The following is a 21,650-nucleotide window of genomic DNA, read 5'->3' as shown; positions in this document are numbered from 1 at the left end:
CTGGGGCTTACGCTGCAGGCGCGGACGCGTCCGCACGGGCGAGGCCGAAGTCCTCGGGGAAGTGGTCCAGGGCCGACAGCACCGGATAGGGAGCCATGCCGCCCAGCGCGCACAGCGAGCCGCCCAGCATGGTGTCGCACAGGTCGCGCAGCAGCGCGATGCGCTGCTCGCGCTGCGGGCCGCCGGCGATGATGTGATCCAGGGTCTCGACGCCGCGCGTGGAGCCGATGCGGCACGGCGTGCATTTGCCGCAGGATTCCACGGCGCAGAATTCCATGGCATAGCGGGCCATGCGCGCCATGTCCACGGTGTCGTCGAAGGCCACGATGCCGCCGTGGCCCACCATGGCCGAGATCGCCGCGTAGGCTTCGTAGTCGAGCGGGACGTCCCATTGCGATTCGGGCAGGTAGGCGCCCAGCGGTCCGCCGACCTGCACGGCGCGCAGCGGCCGTCCGCTGGCGCTGCCGCCGCCGTAGTCGTAGAGCAGTTCGCGCAGGGTGAGCCCGAACGCCTTCTCCACCAGCCCGCCCTGCCTGAGGTTGCCGGCGAGCTGGAAGGGCAGCGTGCCGTGCGAGCGGCCCACCCCGTAGTCGCGGTAATACTGTGCGCCGCGCGCCAGCACGATGGGCACGGTGGCCAGCGAGATCACGTTGTTGATGACGGTGGGCTGGCCGAAGAGGCCCGCTATGGCCGGCAACGGCGGCTTGGCCCGCACCACGCCGCGCCGGCCTTCCAGGCTTTCCAGCAGCGAGGTTTCCTCGCCGCAGATGTAGGCGCCCGCGCCCTTGCGCACCTCGAGATCGAAGGCCTTGCCGCCTCCCAGCACGTCGGGGCCCAGCCAGCCCGCCTGCCGGGCGCGGCGGATGGCTTCCTCGAGCGTGGCGATGGCATGCGGATATTCGGAGCGCACGTAGAGGTAGCCGCGCGTGGCCCCGACCGCCAGGCCGGCGATGGTCATGCCTTCGATCAGCAGATAGGGATCGCCCTCCATCAGCAGGCGGTCCGCGTAGGTGCCGGAGTCGCCCTCGTCGGCGTTGCACACCACGTATTTCTGCGCGGCGCCGGCGGCCAGCACGGTACGCCATTTCACGCCGGTGGGAAAGGCCGCGCCGCCGCGGCCGCGCAGGCCGGAATGCGTGACTTCCTCGACGATGCCGGCGGCCGGCATGTCCAGAGCGCGCCGCAGGCCCTGCAGGCCGCCGTGCGCCACATAGTCTTCAAGGCTGAGCGGGTCCACGATGCCCACCCGGGCGAAGGTCAGGCGCTCCTGGTTGCGCAGGTAGGGGATCGCCTCGGTGAGCCCATGGCCCAGCGGATGCGGCGCCCCGTTCAGCCAGCCGGCGTCGAACAGGCCGGGCACGTCCTCGGGGGCCACAGGCCCATAGGCCATGCGGCCGCCGGCCGTGGCCACCTCCACCAGCGGTTCCAGCCACAGCAGCCCGCGTGAGCCGTTGCGCACCAGGCGCAGCGCCAGGCCGCGACGCGCCGCCTCGCGTTCGATCGCTTGCGCGACGGCGTCGGCGCCCACGGCCAGCGCCGCGGCGTCGCGCGGCACGTAGACGGTAGCGGGCTGGCTCATGGCGTTCCCCCCTGCGCACGTTCCAGCAGGCGGTCCAGCCGCTCGGGCGTCACGCGGGCGTGCGGGCGGCCGTCGAGCATCAGCGCCGGCGACTGGGCGCACAGCCCCAGGCAGTACACGGGCTCGAGCAGGAAGGCGCCGTCGCCGCTGGTGCCGTGGAAGTCACAGGACAGGCGCTGGCGCGCATGGGCCGCCAGTTGCTCGCCTCCCATGGCCTGGCAGGCTTCGGCGCGGCACAGGGCCAGCGTGTGGGCCGGGGCGGGGGCAGTGCGGAAATGCGGATAGAACGTGATCACGCCATGCACTTCGGCGCGCGAGAGGTTCAGCCCCGCGGCGATGGCGGGCACGGTGTCGGGCGGGATGCAGCCCAGCGCATCCTGGACCGCATGCAGGATGGGCAGCAGCGCGCCAGGCTCGTGGCGCAATGCGTCCACGATGCGGGCGACCTCGGCCATCGCGGGTGAGGCCGGCTCGTGGCGCGTGCCGGCGCGGGCGGCGGATTCGGCCGGAGCCGGGGGTGTGTGCATGGTGTCTCCCGTTCGGCAGGGCGGGGGCTGGCCGCGGCTGCCGGATCACAAGGTGGCGCCGGCAAGGCTTTAATATGCTTTTATTTGCATTATTGGCATGCCGGACAATCGACTTTGCGCTACTTTATTGCGCTGTGCTCCCCTCTTCAATAAGAAATAAATGACATATAACTTCCGCATCGGCCTGCGTCCGCAATGGCTGCTGGCAGGCGCCGGCGAGGCCGGCGAGCTGCCCCTGCAGGATGTGCTGGCGCTGCTGGCGGCCATCGACGCCACCGGCAACATCGCCGGCGCGTGCAAGGCCTGCCGGCTGTCGTACCGCCACGGCTGGGGCGTGCTGCGCCGTTTCGAGGCGCTGTTCGGCACGCCGCTGCTCATCACGCGGCGGCGCCAGGGCACGCAGCTGTCCGAGTTCGCCCAGCGCCTGCTCTGGGCCAACCGCCGCATCGAGGCGCGCCTCATGCCCACGCTGGAGAGCCTGGCGTCGGAGCTGCAGGAAGAGCTCGAGCGCCTCCTGCCGCAGAACGAGCCGCACCTGCGGCTGCATGCCAGCCACGGTTTCGCGGTGGAAGCGCTGATGCAGCACATGGAGGGGCGCAGTCCGGGGCTGGAACTGCGCTACCGCACCGCCATCGAGGCGCTGGCGTCCCTGGGGCGGCGCGAATGCGACCTGGCGGGCTTCCAGGTTCCCGAAGGCGAGTTCGAGGCGCCGATCATGGCGCGCTATGCGGGGCTGCTGGATCCGGACGACTACCTGCTGATCCACCTGGCGTCGCGCCATACCGGCCTGTTCGTCGTCGCCGGCAATCCCAAGGGGATACGCGGCATCGCCGACCTGGCGCGTCCCGACGTGCGTTTCGTCAATCGCCAGATCGGTTCCAGCACCCGCTACCTCGTGGAGGTGATGCTGCAGCGGGCTGGCGTCCCTACCCGCCAGGTGCGCGGCTACGACACCAACGAATTCACGCATATGGCGATCGCCGCGCACATCGCCAGCGGCATGGCCGACACCGGCCTGGGCGTGGAGACGGCGGCCCGGCGCTTCGGCCTGGACTTCATCCCCCTGGCGCGCGAGCGCTATTTCTTCGCGGTACGGCGCACGGCGCTCGAGAGCGCCGCCATGCAGGACCTGCTGGGCACCATGCGCGGCGCCGGCTACCTGGGCTATGTGCGGCAGCTTGCCGGCTACGACGCCACCCACACCGGCCGCCTGCAGACCGTGGGCGAGGCGTTCGGCCAGGCGGGCGCGCTATGATTGCATGATGAGCAGAGTGATCTACCTGTCCGATCGCCGGCATGCCGGCGGCGAGGATCCCGATCCCCGGGACGCCGTGGCGGCGCCGGGCGGGACCCTGCTCGACCGCCGGCAGCGCCCGCTGCGCGACCTGCGCATCTCGGTCACCGACCGCTGCAATTTCCGCTGCACCTACTGCATGCCGCGCGAAGTGTTCGACGGCAACTATGCCTTCATGCCGCAGTCGGCCCTGCTGTCTTTCGAGGAGATCGCCCGGCTGGCCGGCGTCTTCACCGGGCTGGGCGTCGAGAAGATCCGCCTCACCGGCGGCGAGCCGCTGCTGCGCAAGCACGTGGAGAATCTCGTCGGCATGCTGGCCGGTCTGCGCACGCCCGCCGGCAAGCCGCTCGATCTCACGCTCACCACCAACGGCATCCTGCTGGCCCGCAAGGCCCGGGATCTCGTGCAGGCCGGGCTCACGCGCGTCACGGTCAGCCTCGATGCGCTGGATCCGGCCATGTTCGCGCGCATGAGCGACAGCCACTACACGCCCGACGACGTGCTGCGCGGCATCGACGCCGCGGCCGATGCCGGGCTGGCGCCGGTGAAGATCAACATGGTGGTGCGCCGCGGCGTCAACGACGACCAGATCCTGCCCATGGCCCGGCGCTTCCGCGGCACGGGGCACATCCTGCGCTTCATCGAATACATGGACGTGGGCAACACCAACGGCTGGAACCTGGCCGAGGTGCTGCCCAGCGCCGACGTGATCGCGGGCATCGCCCGCGAATACCCGCTGGAGCCGGTGCAGACCGATCCCCTGGGCCGCGTGGCCGAACGCTGGCGCTATCTCGACGGCGCCGGCGAGATCGGCGTGATCTCCAGCGTCACGCAGGCGTTCTGCTCCGGCTGTACGCGCGCGCGCCTGTCGCCGGAGGGCAAGCTGTTCCTGTGCCTGTTCGGGCACGAAGGGCACGACCTGCGGGCGCCGCTGCGGGCCGGCTCCACCGACGCGCAGATGGCCGCGCGCCTGGCGCGCATCTGGGGCGCACGCGCCGACAACTACTCCGAGCGGCGCGCCAGCCACACGCCCGACCCCCATGCGGGGGCGCGCAAGGTCGAGATGAGCTACATCGGTGGCTGAGGCAGGCATCCACGGCCGCGGCGTGGGCGGGCTGATCCTGGCGGGCGGGCGCGGCGCGCGCATGCAGGAAGCCGACAAGGGCCTGGTGCCGCTGGACGGGCTGCCGCTGGTGGCGCACGTGGCGCAGCGCCTCGCGCCGCAGGTCGAACGCGTGCTGATCAGCGCCAACCGCAATCCGGGGCAATACGCGGCGCATGGCCGCGTCCTGGCCGACGATCCGGCATACGGCCGCTGGCCCGGGCCATTGGCCGGCGTGGCCGCAGGCCTGGCCGCCTGGCCGGGCCCCTGGCTGGTGGTCGTGCCGTGCGACACGCCCTTCCTTCCCGCCGACCTGGCCCTGCGCCTGGTCGGTGCGGCCGAGGCCGCCGGGGCGCCGCTGGCGGTGGCCCGCGCCGGCGGGCGGCGCCACGCGGTATGCATGGCGGCCCGCACCCATCTGTACGAGAATCTGCGCGCCTATCTGGCGGCCGGCGACCGCAAGGTCGACCTCTGGCAGGACCGGGCCGGCGCCGTCGACGTGGACTTTGGCGCCGCCGATGCCTTCATGAACCTCAATACGCCGCAGGAGCTGGCCCAGGCCCGGGGCTACGCCAGCCAGTACCGCAAGTCGTAGTACGGAACCGGGGTGCCGTCGGTGATGGGCACGCCGGCCGGCAGGCGCGCCAGCCCGGTGGCCCAGGGCATGGAGCTGATCACCCCGGAGCCTTGATGGTGATAGGGCACCAGCTCGGCGCCGCCTTCGGGCAGGTCGCGCCGCTGCACGCGCAGGAACTCCTCGCGGCTGTCCTGGCGCGGGCGCTCGGTGCGCAGCGGCAGCCGGGGCACCGGCGGGCAAGGCTGCGCGCGGCCCTGCATGCGGCGCACCATGGGCGACACCAGCATGGCGAACACCGCATAGGCGGAAACCGGATTGCCCGGCAGGCACACCAGCGGCGTGCCCTCGATGTGGGCCAGGGCCACGGGCTTGCCGGGCTTCATGCGCACTTTCCACAAGGCCAGTTCGCCGCCCAGCGACTCGATCGCCGGCTTGACGAGGTCGCGTTCGCCCACCGACACGCCGCCCACGCTCAATACCAGGTCGCAGTCGGCAACCAGGGTGCGCAGCGCCTGCTGCAGCGCGGCTTCTTCGTCGCGCGCATGCAGCACGTGCACCAGCTCGCAGCCCAGCCCCTGCACCAGCGCGCCGAGCATGGGGCCGTTGGAGTTGTAGATCTGCTGGGCCTGGCGCGGCTCGCCCGGCGGCACCAGCTCGTCGCCGGTGGTGAGCACGCCCACGCGCAGCCGCGGATAGGCCGCGACCCGGGCCAGGCCCTGCGAGGCCAGCAGGGCCACATGGCCGGCGCCGAGCACGGTGCCTGCCTCGATCAGCGGCGCGCCGGCGCGCGTGTCCTCGCCGCGGCGGCGCACGTGCTGGCCGGGCCTGGGCGCCTGCAGGATCTCCACCTGGCCGTCGGCCTCGCGGGTGTCTTCCTGGATGACGACGGTGTCGGCGCCCTCGGGAATCAGGCTGCCGGTGAACAGGCGCGTGGCCTGGCCGGGAACCAGCGGCGCCGGCATGTCGCCGGCATAGCAGCGCTGCTGGATGGGCAGGGCCGCGCCGGGCCGGTAGTCGGCATGGCGGATGGCATAGCCATCCATGGCGCTGTTGTCGGCGGGCGGCAGGTCCAGCGTGGCGTTCAGGCTGGCGGCCAGGACGCGGCCGCAGGCGTGGGCCAGGTCCAGGGTTTCGGTGGCGGTGGGGGCGGGCGCAGCCGCGATGAGCTGGGCGAGCGCCTGGTCGAATTCGAGCATCGGTGTCTGGATGGGGCGGCCGCCGCTAGGCGTCGGCGCGGCGGCGGAACTGGGTGGCGAAATTGCAGGGCCGGTGGCGGCTGTCGAGCTGTTCGCGGATGATGTGCGTCCAGGCGGTCTGGCAGGCGTTGTTGGACCCGGGCATGCAGAAGATCAGCGTATCGTTGGCGTAGCCGGCCAGCGCGCGCGACTGGATCGTGGAGCTGCCGATCTCGGCGTACGAGATCTGGCGGAACAGCTCGCCGAAGCCGGAGATTTCCTTGTCGAACAGCGGAGCCACGGCTTCGGGCGTGGCGTCGCGGTGCGAGAACCCGGTGCCGCCCGTGGTGAGGATGACCTGGATCTCCGGGTCGGCGATCCAGTCGCTCATGACGCGCCTGATCTGGTAGATGTCGTCGCGCACGATCTCGCGCCTGGTGCAGACGTGGCCGGCTTGCGCCACGTTATGGGCGAGCAGGTTGCCGGAGGTGTCGTCGCCCGCCGTGCGGGTGTCGCTGACGGTGAGGATGGCGCAGGCCAGGGATACGGGTTCTTCGTCGGTGGCTTTCATGGGGTGGAGTCGTCGGGGGCGGAGGCGGCGTCCCAGGATTGCGTGCGGGCCGCGTCGGCCTCGCGCTGCTCCACCCAGAACTGCCGGCCGCCGGCCAGGGTTTCGCGCTTCCAGAAGGGCGCGCGGGTCTTGAGGGCATCGATGATGTATTCGCAGCCGCGGAAGGCGTCGCCGCGATGCGCGCTGGCCGCCGCGACGAAAACGATCTGCGCCTCGCGCGGCAGCGCGCCCACCCGGTGCGCCACCACGGTGCCGGAGAGGTTCCAGCGCTGCGTGGCGGTGGCCGCAATGGCCTCGAGCTCGCGTTCGCACATGCCGGGATAGTGCTCGAGATACAGCACTTCCGTGGGCGAATCGGGCGCGTAGTCGCGTACGTAGCCGGTGAAGGTGACGATGGCGCCGGCCTGCGCGCCCACGCGGCGGCGCAGGTCGGCCGCCAGCGCCGAGGCGTCGAAGTCGGCTTCCTGGACCAGGATCATGGCGCGTTCAACCTCCGGTGACCGGTTCGAACACCGCGACTTCGTCGCCGGGACGCACCGGGGCGCCGGCGGGCGCATGCTCCTGGTTCACGGCCAGCCTCAGGCGCCCGGCATCCTCGAGTTGCGGATAGCGCCGGCGCAGGGTCTCCAGCAGCGCGGCGCCCGTGGTGGGCGCCTCGAGCGGCCAGGACTCGGCGCGCTTGCCGACGAGCTCGGCGATGCGCGCGAAATACAGCAGTTCAATCGTTGCGCCACTCACCGCTTTTACCTCCCGCCTTGTATGCCAGGCGTACCTGTTCGATCACGATGCCCTTGTCGGCGGCCTTGCACATGTCGTAGATGGTGAGCGCCGCCACGCTGCAGGCGGTCATGGCCTCCATCTCGACGCCGGTCTTGTAGCGCGTGCGGCAGGTGGCGCGGATCTCGACGGCATGCTCGGCGTCGAGCAGCGCGAATTCCACCCCGACGAAGCCCAGCGGCAGGCTGTGGCAAAGCGGGATCAGTTCGGCGCAGCGCTTGGCCGCCAGCACCGCCGCGACCCGCGCGGTGTTGAGCACCTCGCCCTTGCCCTGGCCGGGGGCCGTGAGCAGGCCATAGGCATGCGCGTTCATGCGTACGCGGCCCTGGGCGATGGCCACACGCTCTGTGTCGGCCTTGGCGCCGACGTCGACCATGCGCACCTGGCCGGATTCATCCAGGTGGCTGAGCGTGGGTAGCGTCGATGACATGGGTGGAGCCGTTGGGATGTGTCGTTGTAGGGGAATGTCAAGAATATCAAGGCACGGCAGCCTGCAACCGGGCGGTCGTGCAATCCTGCCTATCATAGACGAGCGCAGGGCGGGGCGCGATAATCCCCGCAGTCCATGTCGGGAGATTCGGAATGCATCTGCGGATGCCGGGATTCATGTTCAGCCGTCGCATGGGCAAGTGGGTCCTGGGATTCGTGGCAGTGCTGCTGGCACTGGCGGCGCTGCTGGCCTGGCAGGTTCCGAAGCTGTTGCGCGACGTCCTCGTCCATGATGTTTCGGCACATCTCGGCCGCGAGGTCGGCGTGGGCGAGATCAGCTTCAACCCGTTCACGCTCACGGTGCGCGCCCGCGAACTCTCGGTGGCACAGGCGGGCGCGGCGCCACTCTTCGAGGCGGTGGAGCTCGAGGCCAGCGCCTCGTGGGCCTCGCTCCTGCGCATGGCGCCCGTCATTGACGCCGCGGTGCTGCGCCAGCCCAAGTTCGTCCTGGTGCGCGAAGCGCCGACGCGTTTCAATTTTTCCGACCTGCTTGAGCGCCTGGCCACGCAGCCCGACGCGGCGCCGGCCGCGCAGGACGATGCCGGCCTGCCGCGGTTCTCGCTCAACAACCTGGTGGTGGAGGGCGGCGTGATCACGCTGGACGACCGGGTCACCGGCCGCCGGCAGGTGGTCGACGCCCTGGAGCTGGGCGTGCCGTTCATTTCCACCTTCCGCTACGCCACCGACATCGACGTGGTGCCGCATCTTTCGCTGCGCCTGAACGGCAGCCCCGTGTCGCTGCAGGGCACGGTGCGGCCATTCGACACGGTGCGCAGCGCCACCCTGGACCTCAGGTTCTCGGGGCTGGATCTCTCGCTCTGGGCCGACGCCTGGCCGCTGCAGCTGCCGGTGACGCTGCAGCACGGCCTGCTCGATTCCGACCTGCAGCTGCACTTCGAGCAGCCCGCCGATGCGCCGCCGCGGCTGCGCACCACCGGCAGCCTCGGGCTGCGCCAGCTCGAACTGCGCGAGGCGGGCGGAGAGCGGCTGCTGTCCTGGAACGCCTTGCGGCTGGAACGCGTGGCGCTGGAGCCGCTGGCGCGCCGGCTCGCCATCGGCGAAGTCCATGCCTGGGGCCCGGCCGCGCAGGTCGTGCGCGATGCCGCCGGACAGCTGAACTGGCAGCGGGTGGCCGCGGGCTTTGCCGCGCCCACCGCCAGCGCCGATCCGCAGGCCGCCACGCCTGCCGGCGAGGCGGCGCAGCCATGGCAGGTGGAGGTCGACAGCATCCGGGTCGAGTCGGCCAGCGTGCAGGTGCGCGACCAGGCCAGCGGCTGGACTTATCCCGTTGCCGGCCTCGCCCTGACCGCCGAGGGGCTGACCCTCCCGCAGGCCGCGGGGCGGCCGCTGAACCTGTGGCTGGACATGGACAACCCGGCCGACGGCAGCTGGCTGCGCATGCGCGGGCCGCTCACGCTGGAGCCGCTGGCGCTGCAGGCGGACATCCAGCTGGGCAACCTGGCGCTGGCCCCGCTGGCGCCGCTGGTGCGCGCCAGCGCGCCGGTCGAGATCGGCGAGGGCCGCCTGGCCCTGCGTACCCGATTGGACCTCGCCGGCGCCGAATGGTCGCTCGCCAACCTGCAGGCCGAGCTCGCGGGGCTGGCCGCCCGGGACGCCAGCCTCACGCCTCCCGTTCCGTTCGCCGCAGGCCGGCTGGCGCTCACGGCCGACAGCGTATCGCCCGGCGCGCGGCCCAGCCGGTTCAGCCTGCAGGCCGATGGGTTGCAGGGCGAGGGGAAGCTGGCGGCGCAGGGCACGCTGGTGCCGCAGCCGCTGTCGGTGCAGGCCCGCGTGGACCTGGCCGGTTTCGACCTGGCCAGCCTGGCCCCCTACGCCGCCTCCAGCCTCAACGCCACCGTGCGCGGGGCGAAGGTGGGCGCTCGTGGCGAGGCCAGCTTTGCCGCGGCCCACGAAGGCAAGCCGCAACAGGCAGCATGGCGCGGCGACCTGGAACTCACCGACTTCGACCTGGAAGACCGTGTCAACCGCGCCGACTTCCTGCGCTGGGGCCGGCTGGCGCTGACCGGCACCGAGCTGGCCATGGCGGGCGAGCGCATCAGCGCCAACCTGGGCAACGTGCTGCTGGACGACTTCTACGGCAACGTGCTGCTCGACGCCGAGGGCCGGCTCAACGTGATGGACCTGGTGGCCGAGCCCGGCCAGGCCGGCGGCTCGATCACGCAGGACACCCAGACGCGTGCGCGCGCCCCGGCACGGGCAGCCGGCGCCGGGCCCGAGATCGCGGTGAACAGCATCCGGCTCGCGCGCGGCAAGATGACTTTCAACGACCGCTTCGTGAAGCCCAACTACACGGCCGAGCTCTCGGCGGTGGAGGGCTCGGTGTCGGCGGTGTCGTCGCGCCGTCCCACCCCCGCGAAGGTCAAGGTGGGCGGACGGGTCTACGGCAGCGCGCCGTTCTCCGTCACGGGGACGGTGCAGCCTTTCGCCGAATTCCTCTCCCTGGACCTGCACGCCACCGCCAGGGGCGTGGACCTGCCGCGCTTCACCACCTACTCGGCCAAGTACGTGGGCTACCCCATACGCCGCGGCAAGCTGTCGCTGGACGTGCGCTACCAGATCAAGGACCGCACGCTGCAGGCCCGCAACCGCCTGGTCCTCAACCAGCTCACCTTCGGCGAGCGCACCGACAGCCCCGACGCCATCCAACTGCCCGTGCTGCTCGCCGTGTCGCTGCTCAAGGACAGCCGCGGCAACATCGACATCGATCTGCCGGTCTCGGGCTCGCTCGACGACCCCGAGTTCTCCGTCGGCGGCATCGTGCTGCGCGTGATCGTGAACCTGCTCACCAAGGCCGTCACAGCGCCGTTCCAGCTGCTGGCCTCGGCCTTCGGCGGCGACGCGGAGCTGTCGTACGTCGCGTTCGAGCCCGGTTCGGCCGAGCTCGACGCGCAGGCCGGCGAGGCCATCGCCACGCTCGCCAAGGCGCTGAACGATCGTCCTGGCCTGAAGCTGGACGTCGGCGGGCGCGTCGACCCGGCGCTGGACGAGCCGGCCCTGCGCCAGGCCTGGCTGGAGGCGCGGCTGCGCGAGGCCAAGGCCCGCGCGCAATCGCGGCGCGGCGCCAGGATCGATCCGGCCGGCGTGACGCTGACGGCGGAAGAACGCGCACGCTACCTCGAACAGGTCTACGATGACACCGACATCGAGAACAAGCCGCGCAATTTCATCGGCATGGCCAAGTCGATCCCGGCCGCCGACATGGAGGCGCTGCTGCGCCAGGCTGCGCCGGTCGGCCCGGAATCACTGCGCGCGCTGGCCGAGGCGCGCGCGCAGGGCGTCTTCGAGGCCCTGCAGGCGCAGGGGCCGGCCGATCGCATCTACGTGGTGGCCCCCAGGTTCGATGCCGATGGCGTCGACGATGGCGGCAAGACGACCCGAGTGGATTTTTCCCTGCAGTAGGTGTTTCTTCCGGAGGCTCGCGATGACAGTGCAAGATCCCCATTTCGACAGTCTGCTGCCGCCGCACCAGGTTTCGCGGCGCGGTTTCCTGGTCACCAGCGTGGCGGCCGGCTTCTCGCTGGCAGCGGTCAATGCCGCCGCCCAGACCGCCATCAAGACCGAGGCCGCAGGCCTGGAGGCGGGCCAGGTCAAGATTCCCACCGCCGACGGCGAGGTGCCCGCATACCGCGCGGCGCCGGCCGGCAGGCAGAAGCTGCCCACGCTGCTCGTGGTTTCCGAGATCTTCGGCGTGCACGAGTACATCCAGGACGTGTGCCGGCGCCTGGCGCACCTCGGCTACCTGGCCATCGCGCCCGAGCTCTTTGCCCGCCACGGCGATCCGTCCAAGTACACCGAGATCGCCAAGCTGCGGGCCGAAGTGGTGGACAAGGCGTCCGACGCGCAGGTCATGGCGGACCTGGATGCCACGGCCAAATGGGCTGCCGCGCACGGCGGGGATTCCGCAAGGCTGGGCATACTGGGCTTTTGCTGGGGCGGGCGCATCGTGTGGCTGTATGCCGCCCACAATCCCGGCCTGAAGGCCGGTGCCGCCTGGTACGGACAGCTCGGCGGGCAGCCGAACCCGCTGCGCCCGACTTCGGCCCTCGGCCTGGTCGACCAGCTCAAGGCCCCGGTGCTGGGCGCCTATGGCGGCAAGGACGCAGGCATACCGCTGGAAGACGTCGACAAGATGCGCGTGGCGCTGGCGCAGGGGCCCGCACCGGCCAAGGCCTCGCGCATCGATATCTATCCCGAGGCGCCCCACGCCTTTCATGCCGACTACCGGCCCAGTTACCGCAAGGCCGAGGCCGAACTGGCCTGGGGCCGCATGCTGGAGTGGTTTGCCGGCCACGGCCTGGCGGCCGGCTGACGGCGGCGTGGCCGGTTGTCACTCGGCCGGCTTCTCCCCCGGCAGGCCGTCGGTCACTTCGGCGATGCCGCGTTTCATGTCCTCGTAGCTGATGGCGCGCTCGCGCTGGAAGGCGTCGAGCACGCCGGCGCAGCCGTCCACGCCGTTGTTGCGCATGCCCAGCATCATCTCCGCCCCGCGCGACTGCCCCTGGCGGAAATGCGCGTCGAAGTCGTCGGTGCGGTAGCCATATTCGCGCGCGTAGCGCTGCAGGTTGGCCCGGGCAGTGGCTTCATGCTGGCCGACGTCGGCGGCGGAGGCGCCGCAGATGCGCGCTGCGCCGTTGCTTGCGCCGGAGGCGGCGACGAGCTGCTGGAAGCCGGACTGGTCGTCAGCGCCCGCGGCGGCTTGCGCCGCCAGGCCCAGGGCCGCGGCGGCCAGCAATGCGCGCAGGCCGTGAATGGGATGCTTGGTCATGGCTGGGATGCTCGATGTCTGGGCCGCCGGGAGGCGGCGCACGGGTCTCGGGTCATTATGCCAAGGGCTGGCGGCACGGCCCCCGCACCGGCGGTGTGCGGTGGTATCAGTCTGTAGCCGGCGGGAGGCCCCGCCGGTCGGATCGTGCAAGTCGATCTATGATTGAGCCTGCGGGCGCCGCGCACCAGCGGGCCGCCCGTATTCCCCCCCATCACGGAGAAGGTCCATGACCATCAAAGTCGGCGATCGCGTGCCCGACGGCACCCTGACCGAATTCATCGAAACCGAAACCCCGGGCTGCACCGTGGGCCCCAATGCCTTCCAGGTGGCCGACCTGGTCAAGGGCAAGAAGATCGCGCTGTTCGCGGTTCCCGGCGCCTTCACGCCCACCTGCTCGGCCAAGCACCTGCCCGGCTACGTGGCCAAGGCGCAGGCGCTGTTCGACAAGGGCGTGGACGAGATCTGGTGCGTGGCCGTGAACGATGCTTTCGTGATGGGCGCGTGGGGCCGCGAGCAGCAGACCGCCGGCAAGGTGCGCATGATGGCCGACGGTGCGGCCCACTGGACGCGCGCCCTGGGCCTCACGCTGGACCTCGACGCGCGCGGCATGGGCGTGCGTTCGCAGCGCTATTCCGCGCTGCTCGACGACGGCGTGGTCAAGGCGCTGAACGTCGAGGCGCCGGGCAAGTTCGAAGTGAGCGACGTCGACACGCTGCTGTCGCAGCTCTGATTCTTCCGTTCCCCGTGCAGCGCCGCCCACGGGCGGCGCTGCTGCGCCCGCGCGTGCCTTTTCCATGCTAGCCACGATTTCGTCCTTCTCGTCCCTCTACATCGCCACGCTGCTCATGCTGGTGGGTACCGGGTTGTTCAATACCTACATGGGCCTGCGCCTGACGCAGCAGTCGGTCAGCGAAATCTGGATCGGGACGCTGATCGCGGCCTACTACCTGGGGCTGGTGTGCGGGGCGCGGCTGGGCCACAAGCTGATCATCCGCGTGGGGCACATCCGCGCCTTCGTGGCTTGCGCGGCGGTGTCCACCAGCATGATCCTGGCCCAGATGCAGATCGACAGCATGCCGGTGTGGCTGGCGTTGCGCCTGCTGGCGGGCATGGTGATGGTCACCGAGCTCATGGTGATCGAGAGCTGGCTCAACGAGCAGACCGAGAATCACCAGCGCGGACGCGTATTCTCCGTGTACATGGTGGTGTCCGGCCTGGGCACCGTGCTGGGCCAGCTTGCGCTCACCAGCTACGCCACGCTCGACGACAGCCCGCTGACGCTGGTCGCCATGTGCATGGTGCTGTGCCTGGTGCCCGTGGCGGTCACCGCGCGGTCGCATCCGCCCACGCCGCTGCCGGCGCCGCTCGACCTGAAATTCTTCATGCGGCGCGTGCCGCTGTCCCTGACCGTGCTGTTCGTCGCGGGCAACGTGTCCGGCGCCTTCTACGGCCTGGCTCCCGTGTACGCAGCCAAGTACGGGCTCAGCACTTCGCAGGCGGCCGTGTTCGTGGCCGCCTCGGTCACGGCCGGGCTGCTGTCGCAATGGCCCATGGGCTGGCTGTCCGACCGCATCAACCGCGCCGGGCTGATCCGCTTCAATGCCGCGCTGCTGACCCTGCTGCCCATCCTGATGTGGGGCTGGGTCACGCTGCCGTTCTGGCTGCTGGTGCTGCTGTCCTGCGTGTTCGGCGTGCTGCAGTTCACCCTCTATCCGCTCGGGGCGGCCCTGGCCAATGACCACGTCGAGTCGGCGCGGCGCGTGGGCCTGAGCGCCATCCTGCTCATGACCTACGGCGTGGGCGCCTGCCTCGGGCCCCTGGTGGCGGGGGTGCTGATGTCGGCGGGCGGTCCGGCCATGTACTTCGTGTTCATTTCCGCGTGCGCGGCGATCCTGGTCTGGCAGGTGCGGCCGGCCCGCGTCACGGGCGTGCACCAGGTCGAGGATGCGCCGGTGCATTTCGTGCCCATGCCCGACACGCTGCAGAGCTCGCCTGCATCCGCCGCCCTGGATCCGCGCGTGGATCCCGACGTGGACGTCACCATGTCCATGGCCGATCCCCAGGCCGACGTGGTCACTCCGCCGGCGCCGGCCGGCCCCCCGGCCGAACCGCCGCCAGCCAGGCCCGGCGCCGCCTGAGCGGCCGAGGCCTTCCAGGCGCCCGGGCGCCGGACACCCGGTGCGCCATCACGGCATCATGGCCACGATGGCGGCCAGGGCCAGCACCAGGCCGAACAGGTTGAGCGGGCTCAGGCGTTCGCGGAAGGCCAGGGCCCCCACCAGCGTGCCCAGGGCGATCACGCCCATGTTCATGGAGGCGAAGACCAGCGAAGGATTGCCCGGCAGCGCCTGGTGGGCCCGGATGTAGGTGAGGATGTTGGCGAAATTCATCATCCCCAGCAGCGCGCCGGCGGCCAGGTGGCGCGGTTGCCACTGCACCCGGCGCCACAGCAGATAGCCCAGCATCAGCAGCCCGGCCAGCACGAACACGGAGAACAGGGTGCCGGGCAGGGCGGTGCCCGCGCGCGACAGCTGCTTGAACAGGATGTCGATCACCCCGTAGCCCAGCCATACGGCCAGCGGCCACATCCATGCCTGCCGGGTGTCCGCGCCTTCGTCCTGCTCTTCCCGGACGCGGCGCAGCACGCAGGCCAGCGCCACGAAGGCCAAGCCGATGGCGATCAACTTGCGCGTGGTGAGCGTTTCGCCGAACAGGGCGAAGGCGGCCAGCAGCGGAATGAACAGCGAGAGGCGCTGTGCGGCATCGCTGCGCACGATGCCCGCGAAACGCACCGACTGGGCCATGGCCATGAAAACCGTGGGCAGCAGCACCGCCAGCGCCAGCAGCACGGGCCAGGTGCCGGTGTTGGCCAGCGTCTGGGACAGCGAGGGACGCAGCGTGAACACGCATAGCGCGGCGGCGACGGCATAGTTCGCCGCGATGGCCTGGCGTATGTCTATCCCCTTCCGTCGTGCGAGCTTCAGCAGCACGGCCACTGTGACACTGCAGGTCACGCTCGCAAGCAGGTAGAACAGTCCAGACGTCATGGGGTCTCCGGTTGAGGTACGGCATCGGCAGCGCGCATGCCCAACCGTGTCAGCAGGCGCCTGTCGGCTTCGGCCTGCGGGTTGGCGGCGGTGAGCAGGACTTCGCCATGGAAAATCGAATTGGCCCCGGCCAGGAAGCACAGGGCCTGCTCGGCATCGTTCAAGCTTTCCCGCCCGGCGGACAGTCGCACCATGGCGCGCGGCATGATGACGCGCGCGACGGCAATCGTACGGATGAACTCGAAGGAATCCAAGGGCTCGGCCCCTTCCAGCGGCGTGCCGGCGACGCGGATGAGGCTGTTTATCGGCACCGATTCCGGGTAGGGATCCAGGTTGGCCAGCTGGGCCAGCAGCCCGGCGCGCTGCCGGCGCGATTCGCCCATGCCGACGATGCCGCCGCAGCATACGCGCAGGCCGGCCTCGCGCACCCGCTGCAGCGTCTCCAGCCGGTCCTCGTAGGTGCGCGTGGAAATGATGTGGCCGTAGAACTCCGGCGCCGTGTCCAGGTTGTGGTTGTAGTAGTCGAGGCCGGCGTCGCGCAGCTGTTCGGCCTGGCCCTCACGCAGCATGCCCAGAGTGACGCAGGTTTCCAGCCCCAGCGCCTTGACCCCCGCCACCATCTCCGCCACGGCCTCGACCTGGTGCGGCTTGGGGCTGCGCCAGGCCGCGCCCATGCAAAAGCGCTTTGCTCCCTGGTCGCGCGCGGCCCGGGCGGCCTGCAGCACGGCGTCCAGCGGCAGCAGCTTGCCGGCCTGCATGCCCGTATCGTGGTGTGCCGATTGCGGACAGTAGGCGCAGTCCTCGGGGCAGCCGCCCGTCTTGATCGACAGCAGGGTCGACAGCTGCACCGCGTCGGCGGCGAAGTGGCGGCGATGCGCGCGCTGCGCCTGGTGCATCAGGTCGGGGAAAGGCAGTTCATACAGCGCCAGCACGGCGTCCACCGTCCAGGGGGCGGGCGGCGTGGGGCAGGGATCGGTTGGCGTCGGCATGTGGGCTCCTTGCAGCGATGCGGAACGAGCCGCGATCGTATGAAGCCGGAACCGCCTTGCCAATCGGCGGTTTTTTCGCTGATTTGGCGGCGGTTTGCTTGCGGTAGTCCGACGAAGGGGGCAAGTTGAGGGGCAGCCGGCGTCATCGTGACGGCAACTCCGCATCGTGCCTCGCACGGAAATTTTGAATCAAAATGTAAGTAACCGGGGCGAGCGGCAATGCCGGTCGCCGGCATCGTCCGTGGCCAACTGTGGGCCCGGTGTCGGGCACGGGAAAGAAATGCAGCACGGCGTAGCCGCAATGAGAAGGCAATCCCATGTACGCGCGCCGATGCGGAAACCGGGCGCGCAAACAGAAAACGAAAGCCAGGAAAGACGAACGCCTGGGGAAATGAACACCCGGAAAAACGAAAGCCCCACCGGTTTCCCGGCAGGGCTTCCTGAATTTTTTGGCGGAGCGGACGGGGCTCGAACCCGCGACCCCCGGCGTGACAGGCCGGTATTCTAACCAACTGAACTACCGCTCCGCAGCGGCGTATGTCACTATGCAATTGCCAGCAAGCTGGCGTCCCCTAGGGGATTCGAACCCCTGTACTCACCGTGAAAGGGTGATGTCCTAGGCCTCTAGACGAAGGGGACTTGGACTGCACGATCTCTTCGCTTTTGACTGGTGGAGGTAAGCGGGATCGAACCGCTGACCTCTTGCATGCCATGCAAGCGCTCTCCCAGCTGAGCTATACCCCCGTTTTCCAAGCAATTCCGGCGATTTCGATCAGGAGCGGGATTATAACCCAAGTTTTGGATCTTTGCTTGAGCTGAGAAATTCAAGCGTCGATTTTCAACTTTCCGTCTCGTCGTTGCCGGCTTTGTTTAGTGCCGTTGGCGAAGAAACGAGATTATGCACAAGTTTTTTGTGGCGTGCAAGTCGGCCCCGAACATCGCATCAGGAACGCGGGATGCTTGTGCATGCCACCGGGCTCAGGCATCGTGGCGCGAGGCGGGCCGCGGGCCCGCGGCGATGAACTCGGGCTGTGGACGCTGAAAGGAGTCGCGCATGGCAAGCACATCCTTCCCGACGCGGCGGCTGGGCCGCACCGACATGCACATCACCCGTGTGGGCCTGGGCACCTGGGCCTTCGGCGGCGAGCGCTGGGCCATGGGGTGGGGGCCGCAGGACGACGGCGACACCCTGGCCGCGATACGCCACGCGGTGGAGCGGGGCATCAACTGGATCGACACGGCGGCCGCCTATGGCCTGGGCCATGCCGAAACCCTGGTGGGGCAGGCGCTGGCGCGCATGCCGGCATCCGAGCGGCCCTATGTGTTCACCAAGGGCGGCCTGGCCTGCACGCCCGGCGACCCTTCCGGCAGGCTGCGGCGCGTCGGCAATCCCGACAGCCTGAGGCGCGAGGTGGAGGCGTCGTTGCGCCGCCTGGGCGTGGAGCGCATCGACCTGTTCCAGATGCACTGGCCTGCGGGCGACGGCACGCCGCTGGAGGTCTATTGGGCGGCGCTGCAGGACCTCAAGCAGGCCGGCAAGCTGCGGGCCATCGGCCTGTCCAACCACAACCTCGCGCAGCTGCAGGCTGCCGAACGGGTCGCGCCGGTGGACGTGCTGCAGCCGCCGTTCTCGGCGATCCGCCGCGAGGCGGCGGAACATCTGCTGCCATGGTGTGCCGGGCATGAGGTCGGCGTCATCGTGTACAGCCCCATGCACTCCGGGCTGCTGTCCGGCGCATTCTCCGCCGAGCGGGCCGGGGCGCTGCCGGCATCGGACTGGCGCTCGCGCCACCCCGATTTCACGCCGCCCGAGCTGGTGCGCAACCTGGCGCTGGCCGAGGCGTTCGGCCCGATCGCGCAGCGCCACGGCACCACGCCGGGCGCGGCGGCCGTGGCATGGACGCTGGCCTGGCCGGGCGTGACGGGCGCGATCGCGGGGGCCCGCAACGCGCGCCAGGTCGACGGCTGGATCGCGGCAGCAACCCTGGAGCTGGACGATGAGGACATGGCCGAGGTCGCGCTGGCGATCGAAGCCAGCGGAGCCGGCGCGGGGCCGTTGCGGCCCGAAGGGGACGCGGCCACGCTGGCCGGCCACATACTCGGGTGAATCCGGCCCCCGTGGCGAGCTCAGCGCCGCACGCGCGGCTTGCGCGCCGCCGCGATCAGCAGCATGCCGGTCAGGGCCAGCGCCCACAGGTCTCCGTGACGGGTATAAGGCGTGAGCCCCGTCATGCCCTGCACATTGACCGGCAGCACGCCGGCCTGGTGGGCGGGCAGTCGGGCGGCCACGTGGCCGCGCGCGTCGATGGCGGCGGTGATGCCGGTGTTGGTCACGGCGAGCATGGGCCGCGCGGTCTCGAGGGTGCGCAGCCGGCCGATCTGCAGGTGCTGGCGCAAGGCCCAGGTGTCGCCGAACCAGCCGAGATTGCTCACGTTGACCAGGATGGTGGCGCCGGGGCTGCCGTCGGCGCCGGGCAGCAGGGCGGGCAGCAGCTCGGGGCCGAAGAGGTCTTCGTAGCAGATGTTGAAGGCCAGGTGCTGGTCGCGCACGCCGAACGGCGCCTGGCGCTCGGGGCCCCGGTCGAAATCGCCCAGCGGGATGGCCAGCATGTCGACGAACCAGCGAAACCCCGGCGGCACGTACTCGCCCCATGGCACCAGGTGGCGCTTGTCGTAGCGCAGGCTGGTGGTCCCGGACTGCAGCGCCTCGAGCGGCGTGGCGGCGTCGAAGCCGATCACGCTGTTGGTGTAGCGGTGCCGGCCGTCGGCGCCGCGCGTATGCAGCGGCACCCCCATGGCGATGGTGGCATCCCGCAGCGCGGCGGTCTGCCGCCATGCCTCCCAGACGCGCGGATCGAGCTGGTCCTGGAATATGGGCAGCACGGTCTCGGGCAGCACGATGAGGGCGGGCGCCGGCACGCCCTCGCCCGGCGCAAGGGCGGCCAGCTCGAGGTGGCGGCGCACGCCGAATTCGAGCAGGGCGGGGTCGAATTTCTGCGATTGCTCGACGTTGCCCTGCACCAGCCGCACGGGCAGCGGTTCGCCGTGAGGCTCGGCCCACCGCAGCTGCCCCAGCGCCCAGCCCGCGGCCACCGCCAGCACCGCCACGCCGGCGGCCAGGGACTGGCGGCTGTCGCGCCGGGCGCCGGACGCGCCCGCGGGGCGCCACAGCGTGGCCAGGGCGGCGGCCGCGAAGGCTGCCACCAGCGCCATGCCGTGCACGCCCAATACGGGAGCCCAGCCGGCGATGGGGCCGTCGACCTGGGCATAGCCGATGTTGAGCCATGGGAAGCCCGTGAGCACGGTGGCCCGCAGCCATTCCAGCAGCGTCCAGGCGGCAGCCCAGGTGAGGGCGGCGCGCAGCGCTGCCGCCGGCGTGGCGCCGCGTTCGGGCGGCCACAGCCAGCGCGCCAGCAGGCAGGCCGCGGCGGGGAACAGGGCCAGGAAGAGGGAGAGCGCCAGCACCCCGGCCACCGCCAGCGGCGCGGACAGCCCGCCGTAGCGGTGCAGGCTGACGAACAGCCAGTACAGGCCCACGGCGTAAGTGATGCTGGCGAACCACCAGCCGGCGGCAAAGGCCGGCCGCAGCCCGGGGGCGCGCAGCGTGGCGCGCGCGAGCACGGCCAGGCAGAGGATCTGCAGCGGCGCGAGGGCCCAGGCGGGCAGCGGTCCGGGTGCGAAGGTGAGGGCGTGGGCGCACGCCGCCACGCCGAGCAGCGCCGGGCCACGCCAGGCGAACGGGGCGCGCCGGATCATGCGGCGTTGTCGGGGGGCGTGGCGGCGGCCGGCGCTCCGGCGCCCGGCGTCCCGGCCGGCAGCCGGCGGGCGCGCAGCCACAAGGCGCGGCGGGCGTCGGCGCGCAGCACTTCGATCTGCATGTCGCCGCAGCGCGCGCTGTCGCCGCGGCGGGGGATGCGGCCCAGCTGTCCGCCGATCCAGCCGCCCACGCTGTCGTACTCGTCGTCGGGCAGGTCGGCATCCACCGCTTCGTTGAAGTGGCTGATCTCGGTGGAGGCCAGCACGCGCCACTGGTTCTCGCCCTCGGGGAAGATGGAGTCTTCGTCGTCCTCGTCGAACTCGTCCTCGATGTCGCCCACGATCTGCTCGAGCACGTCTTCCATGGTGACCAGCCCCGAAATGCCGCCGTGCTCGTCGATGACGATGGCCTGGTGGTTGCGGCTGGCGCGGAAGTCGCGCAGCAGCACGTTGAGGCGCTTGGCTTCAGGGATGAACACCGCCGGGCGCACCAGCGTGCGGGGCTCGATGTCGGGCTGCAGCATGCAGCGCAGGAGGTCCTTGGCGAGCAGGATGCCGATGATGTTGTCGCGATCGTCTTCGTAGACGGGAAAGCGCGAGTGGGCGGTCTCGATGACGATGGCCAGCAGCTGCGGCAGGGGCTGGGCGATGTCGAGCAGGTCCATCCGCGAGCGCGGCACCATCACGTCGGCCACGGTGCGTTCGGACACGGCCAGGGCGCCCCGGATCATGGCGTACGAGTCGGCGTCGATGAGGTCGCGCTCGTGGGCGGCTTCGAGGAAGGTCTTGATGCCTTCGCGGTCTTCGGGCTCGCGCCGCACGATGGACAGCAGCCGGTCTAGGAGGGATTTGTTGCTGGGCTTTGCGCTGCGCGCAGGCGCATCGGAGGCAGGGGAAGGGTCAGGCATCGTCCGGGAGGACAAGTTTGCGAAGATGTCCAGCATACCCGAATCTGTCGCACGAATTGTTACCGTGCCGGTC

The 21,650-nt window shown here is 70.6% G+C and carries 20 protein-coding genes and 3 tRNA genes; 8 read left to right on the top strand and 15 right to left on the bottom strand.

Annotation, left to right across the window (positions count from 1 at the left end; all coding sequences use genetic code 11):
- Nucleotides 1-7 precede the first annotated feature (7 nt).
- Nucleotides 8-1,579, bottom strand: a complete 1,572-nt coding sequence (locus ACYBYQ_RS16060) for a formate dehydrogenase beta subunit (protein WP_459615320.1) — start codon at nt 1,577-1,579, stop codon at nt 8-10.
- Nucleotides 1,576-2,106 (bottom strand): formate dehydrogenase subunit gamma, encoded by a 531-nt coding sequence (locus tag ACYBYQ_RS16055; protein ID WP_459615318.1) that lies wholly within the window; start codon nt 2,104-2,106, stop codon nt 1,576-1,578. Before ACYBYQ_RS16055 ends, ACYBYQ_RS16060 begins: the two co-directional genes overlap by 4 nt.
- A gap of 160 nt (nt 2,107-2,266) precedes the next feature.
- Here ACYBYQ_RS16055 and ACYBYQ_RS16050 point away from each other — a divergent pair, with 160 nt between their 5' ends.
- The 3 genes from ACYBYQ_RS16050 (at nt 2,267) to mobA (ending at nt 5,097) form a co-directional block, all read left to right on the top strand.
- A complete protein-coding gene (locus tag ACYBYQ_RS16050; protein ID WP_459615316.1) occupies nt 2,267-3,361 on the top strand; it encodes a substrate-binding domain-containing protein in 1,095 nt (364 codons plus the stop codon).
- A gap of 7 nt (nt 3,362-3,368) precedes the next feature.
- A complete protein-coding gene (moaA, locus tag ACYBYQ_RS16045; RefSeq protein ID WP_459615314.1) occupies nt 3,369-4,484 on the top strand; it encodes a GTP 3',8-cyclase MoaA in 1,116 nt (371 codons plus the stop codon).
- A 61-nt stretch (nt 4,485-4,545) separates the two neighbouring features.
- On the top strand, nt 4,546-5,097 hold the full coding sequence (mobA, locus tag ACYBYQ_RS16040) for a molybdenum cofactor guanylyltransferase MobA (protein ID WP_459618805.1): 552 nt from the start codon (nt 4,546-4,548) through the stop codon (nt 5,095-5,097).
- Here mobA and ACYBYQ_RS16035 read toward each other — a convergent pair.
- The 5 genes from ACYBYQ_RS16035 to moaC are packed head-to-tail and all read right to left on the bottom strand — an operon-like array spanning nt 5,070 to nt 8,032.
- Nucleotides 5,070-6,275, bottom strand: coding sequence for a molybdopterin molybdotransferase MoeA (locus tag ACYBYQ_RS16035; RefSeq protein WP_459615312.1), 1,206 nt, complete (start codon nt 6,273-6,275; stop codon nt 5,070-5,072). The genes mobA and ACYBYQ_RS16035 overlap by 28 nt on opposite strands.
- Before the next feature lie 25 nt (nt 6,276-6,300).
- Nucleotides 6,301-6,825, bottom strand: a complete 525-nt coding sequence (gene moaB / locus ACYBYQ_RS16030; RefSeq protein ID WP_459615310.1) for a molybdenum cofactor biosynthesis protein B — start codon at nt 6,823-6,825, stop codon at nt 6,301-6,303.
- Nucleotides 6,822-7,304: a molybdenum cofactor biosynthesis protein MoaE gene (locus ACYBYQ_RS16025; protein ID WP_459615308.1), complete on the bottom strand. Its 483-nt coding sequence runs from the start codon at nt 7,302-7,304 to the stop codon at nt 6,822-6,824. Before ACYBYQ_RS16025 ends, moaB begins: the two co-directional genes overlap by 4 nt.
- Before the next feature lie 7 nt (nt 7,305-7,311).
- Nucleotides 7,312-7,563, bottom strand: a complete 252-nt coding sequence (locus ACYBYQ_RS16020) for a MoaD/ThiS family protein (RefSeq protein ID WP_459615306.1) — start codon at nt 7,561-7,563, stop codon at nt 7,312-7,314.
- On the bottom strand, nt 7,544-8,032 hold the full coding sequence (moaC, locus tag ACYBYQ_RS16015; RefSeq protein WP_459615304.1) for a cyclic pyranopterin monophosphate synthase MoaC: 489 nt from the start codon (nt 8,030-8,032) through the stop codon (nt 7,544-7,546). The genes ACYBYQ_RS16020 and moaC overlap by 20 nt, the downstream gene beginning before the upstream one ends.
- A gap of 152 nt (nt 8,033-8,184) precedes the next feature.
- On the opposite strand from moaC, the gene ACYBYQ_RS16010 reads away from it, so the two are divergent.
- Together ACYBYQ_RS16010 and ACYBYQ_RS16005 are read left to right on the top strand one after the other, a co-directional pair.
- Nucleotides 8,185-11,511: a DUF748 domain-containing protein gene (locus ACYBYQ_RS16010; protein WP_459615302.1), complete on the top strand. Its 3,327-nt coding sequence runs from the start codon at nt 8,185-8,187 to the stop codon at nt 11,509-11,511.
- A 22-nt stretch (nt 11,512-11,533) separates the two neighbouring features.
- Nucleotides 11,534-12,421, top strand: a complete 888-nt coding sequence (locus ACYBYQ_RS16005; protein ID WP_459615300.1) for a dienelactone hydrolase family protein — start codon at nt 11,534-11,536, stop codon at nt 12,419-12,421.
- Between the two features lie 18 nt (nt 12,422-12,439).
- Here the strand turns inward: ACYBYQ_RS16005 and ACYBYQ_RS16000 are convergent, their stop codons facing one another.
- Entirely contained in the window at nt 12,440-12,877 is a 438-nt protein-coding gene (locus ACYBYQ_RS16000) for a hypothetical protein (protein WP_459615298.1), read from the bottom strand.
- 226 nt (nt 12,878-13,103) lie between these two features.
- On the opposite strand from ACYBYQ_RS16000, the gene ACYBYQ_RS15995 reads away from it, so the two are divergent.
- Nucleotides 13,104-13,607 carry a peroxiredoxin gene (locus ACYBYQ_RS15995; RefSeq protein ID WP_459615296.1) on the top strand — a complete coding sequence of 168 codons (504 nt, stop codon included), beginning with the start codon at nt 13,104-13,106 and terminating at the stop codon, nt 13,605-13,607.
- Nucleotides 13,608-13,671: 64 nt separating this feature from the next.
- On the top strand, nt 13,672-15,015 hold the full coding sequence (locus ACYBYQ_RS15990; protein ID WP_459615294.1) for an MFS transporter: 1,344 nt from the start codon (nt 13,672-13,674) through the stop codon (nt 15,013-15,015).
- Between the two features lie 48 nt (nt 15,016-15,063).
- On the opposite strand, the gene ACYBYQ_RS15985 is transcribed toward ACYBYQ_RS15990, so the two are convergent.
- From ACYBYQ_RS15985 to ACYBYQ_RS15965, 5 genes are all read right to left on the bottom strand, one after another.
- On the bottom strand, nt 15,064-15,924 hold the full coding sequence (locus ACYBYQ_RS15985; RefSeq protein ID WP_459615292.1) for an EamA family transporter: 861 nt from the start codon (nt 15,922-15,924) through the stop codon (nt 15,064-15,066).
- On the bottom strand, nt 15,921-16,913 hold the full coding sequence (gene bioB / locus ACYBYQ_RS15980) for a biotin synthase BioB (RefSeq protein WP_459615290.1): 993 nt from the start codon (nt 16,911-16,913) through the stop codon (nt 15,921-15,923). The genes ACYBYQ_RS15985 and bioB overlap by 4 nt, the downstream gene beginning before the upstream one ends.
- Nucleotides 16,914-17,363: 450 nt before the next feature.
- Nucleotides 17,364-17,440 (bottom strand) — tRNA-Asp (locus ACYBYQ_RS15975).
- Nucleotides 17,441-17,476: 36 nt separating this feature from the next.
- Nucleotides 17,477-17,552: transfer RNA gene (locus ACYBYQ_RS15970), tRNA-Glu, on the bottom strand.
- A 29-nt stretch (nt 17,553-17,581) separates the two neighbouring features.
- A tRNA-Ala gene (locus ACYBYQ_RS15965) sits at nt 17,582-17,657 on the bottom strand.
- A gap of 355 nt (nt 17,658-18,012) precedes the next feature.
- Here ACYBYQ_RS15965 and ACYBYQ_RS15960 point away from each other — a divergent pair.
- Nucleotides 18,013-19,020: an aldo/keto reductase gene (locus ACYBYQ_RS15960; protein ID WP_459618804.1), complete on the top strand. Its 1,008-nt coding sequence runs from the start codon at nt 18,013-18,015 to the stop codon at nt 19,018-19,020.
- Between the two features lie 20 nt (nt 19,021-19,040).
- Here ACYBYQ_RS15960 and lnt read toward each other — a convergent pair whose 3' ends face one another.
- A complete protein-coding gene (lnt, locus tag ACYBYQ_RS15955) occupies nt 19,041-20,669 on the bottom strand; it encodes an apolipoprotein N-acyltransferase (protein WP_459615288.1) in 1,629 nt (542 codons plus the stop codon).
- On the bottom strand, nt 20,666-21,577 hold the full coding sequence (locus ACYBYQ_RS15950) for a CorC family transporter (RefSeq protein WP_459615286.1): 912 nt from the start codon (nt 21,575-21,577) through the stop codon (nt 20,666-20,668). Before ACYBYQ_RS15950 ends, lnt begins: the two co-directional genes overlap by 4 nt.
- Nucleotides 21,578-21,650 lie beyond the last annotated feature (73 nt).

The sequence above is a fragment of the Bordetella sp. 2513F2 genome (assembly GCF_054642735.1).
The sequence above is the reverse complement of the archived record's forward strand: the minus strand, read 5'-3'. Positions and strand labels throughout refer to the sequence as shown.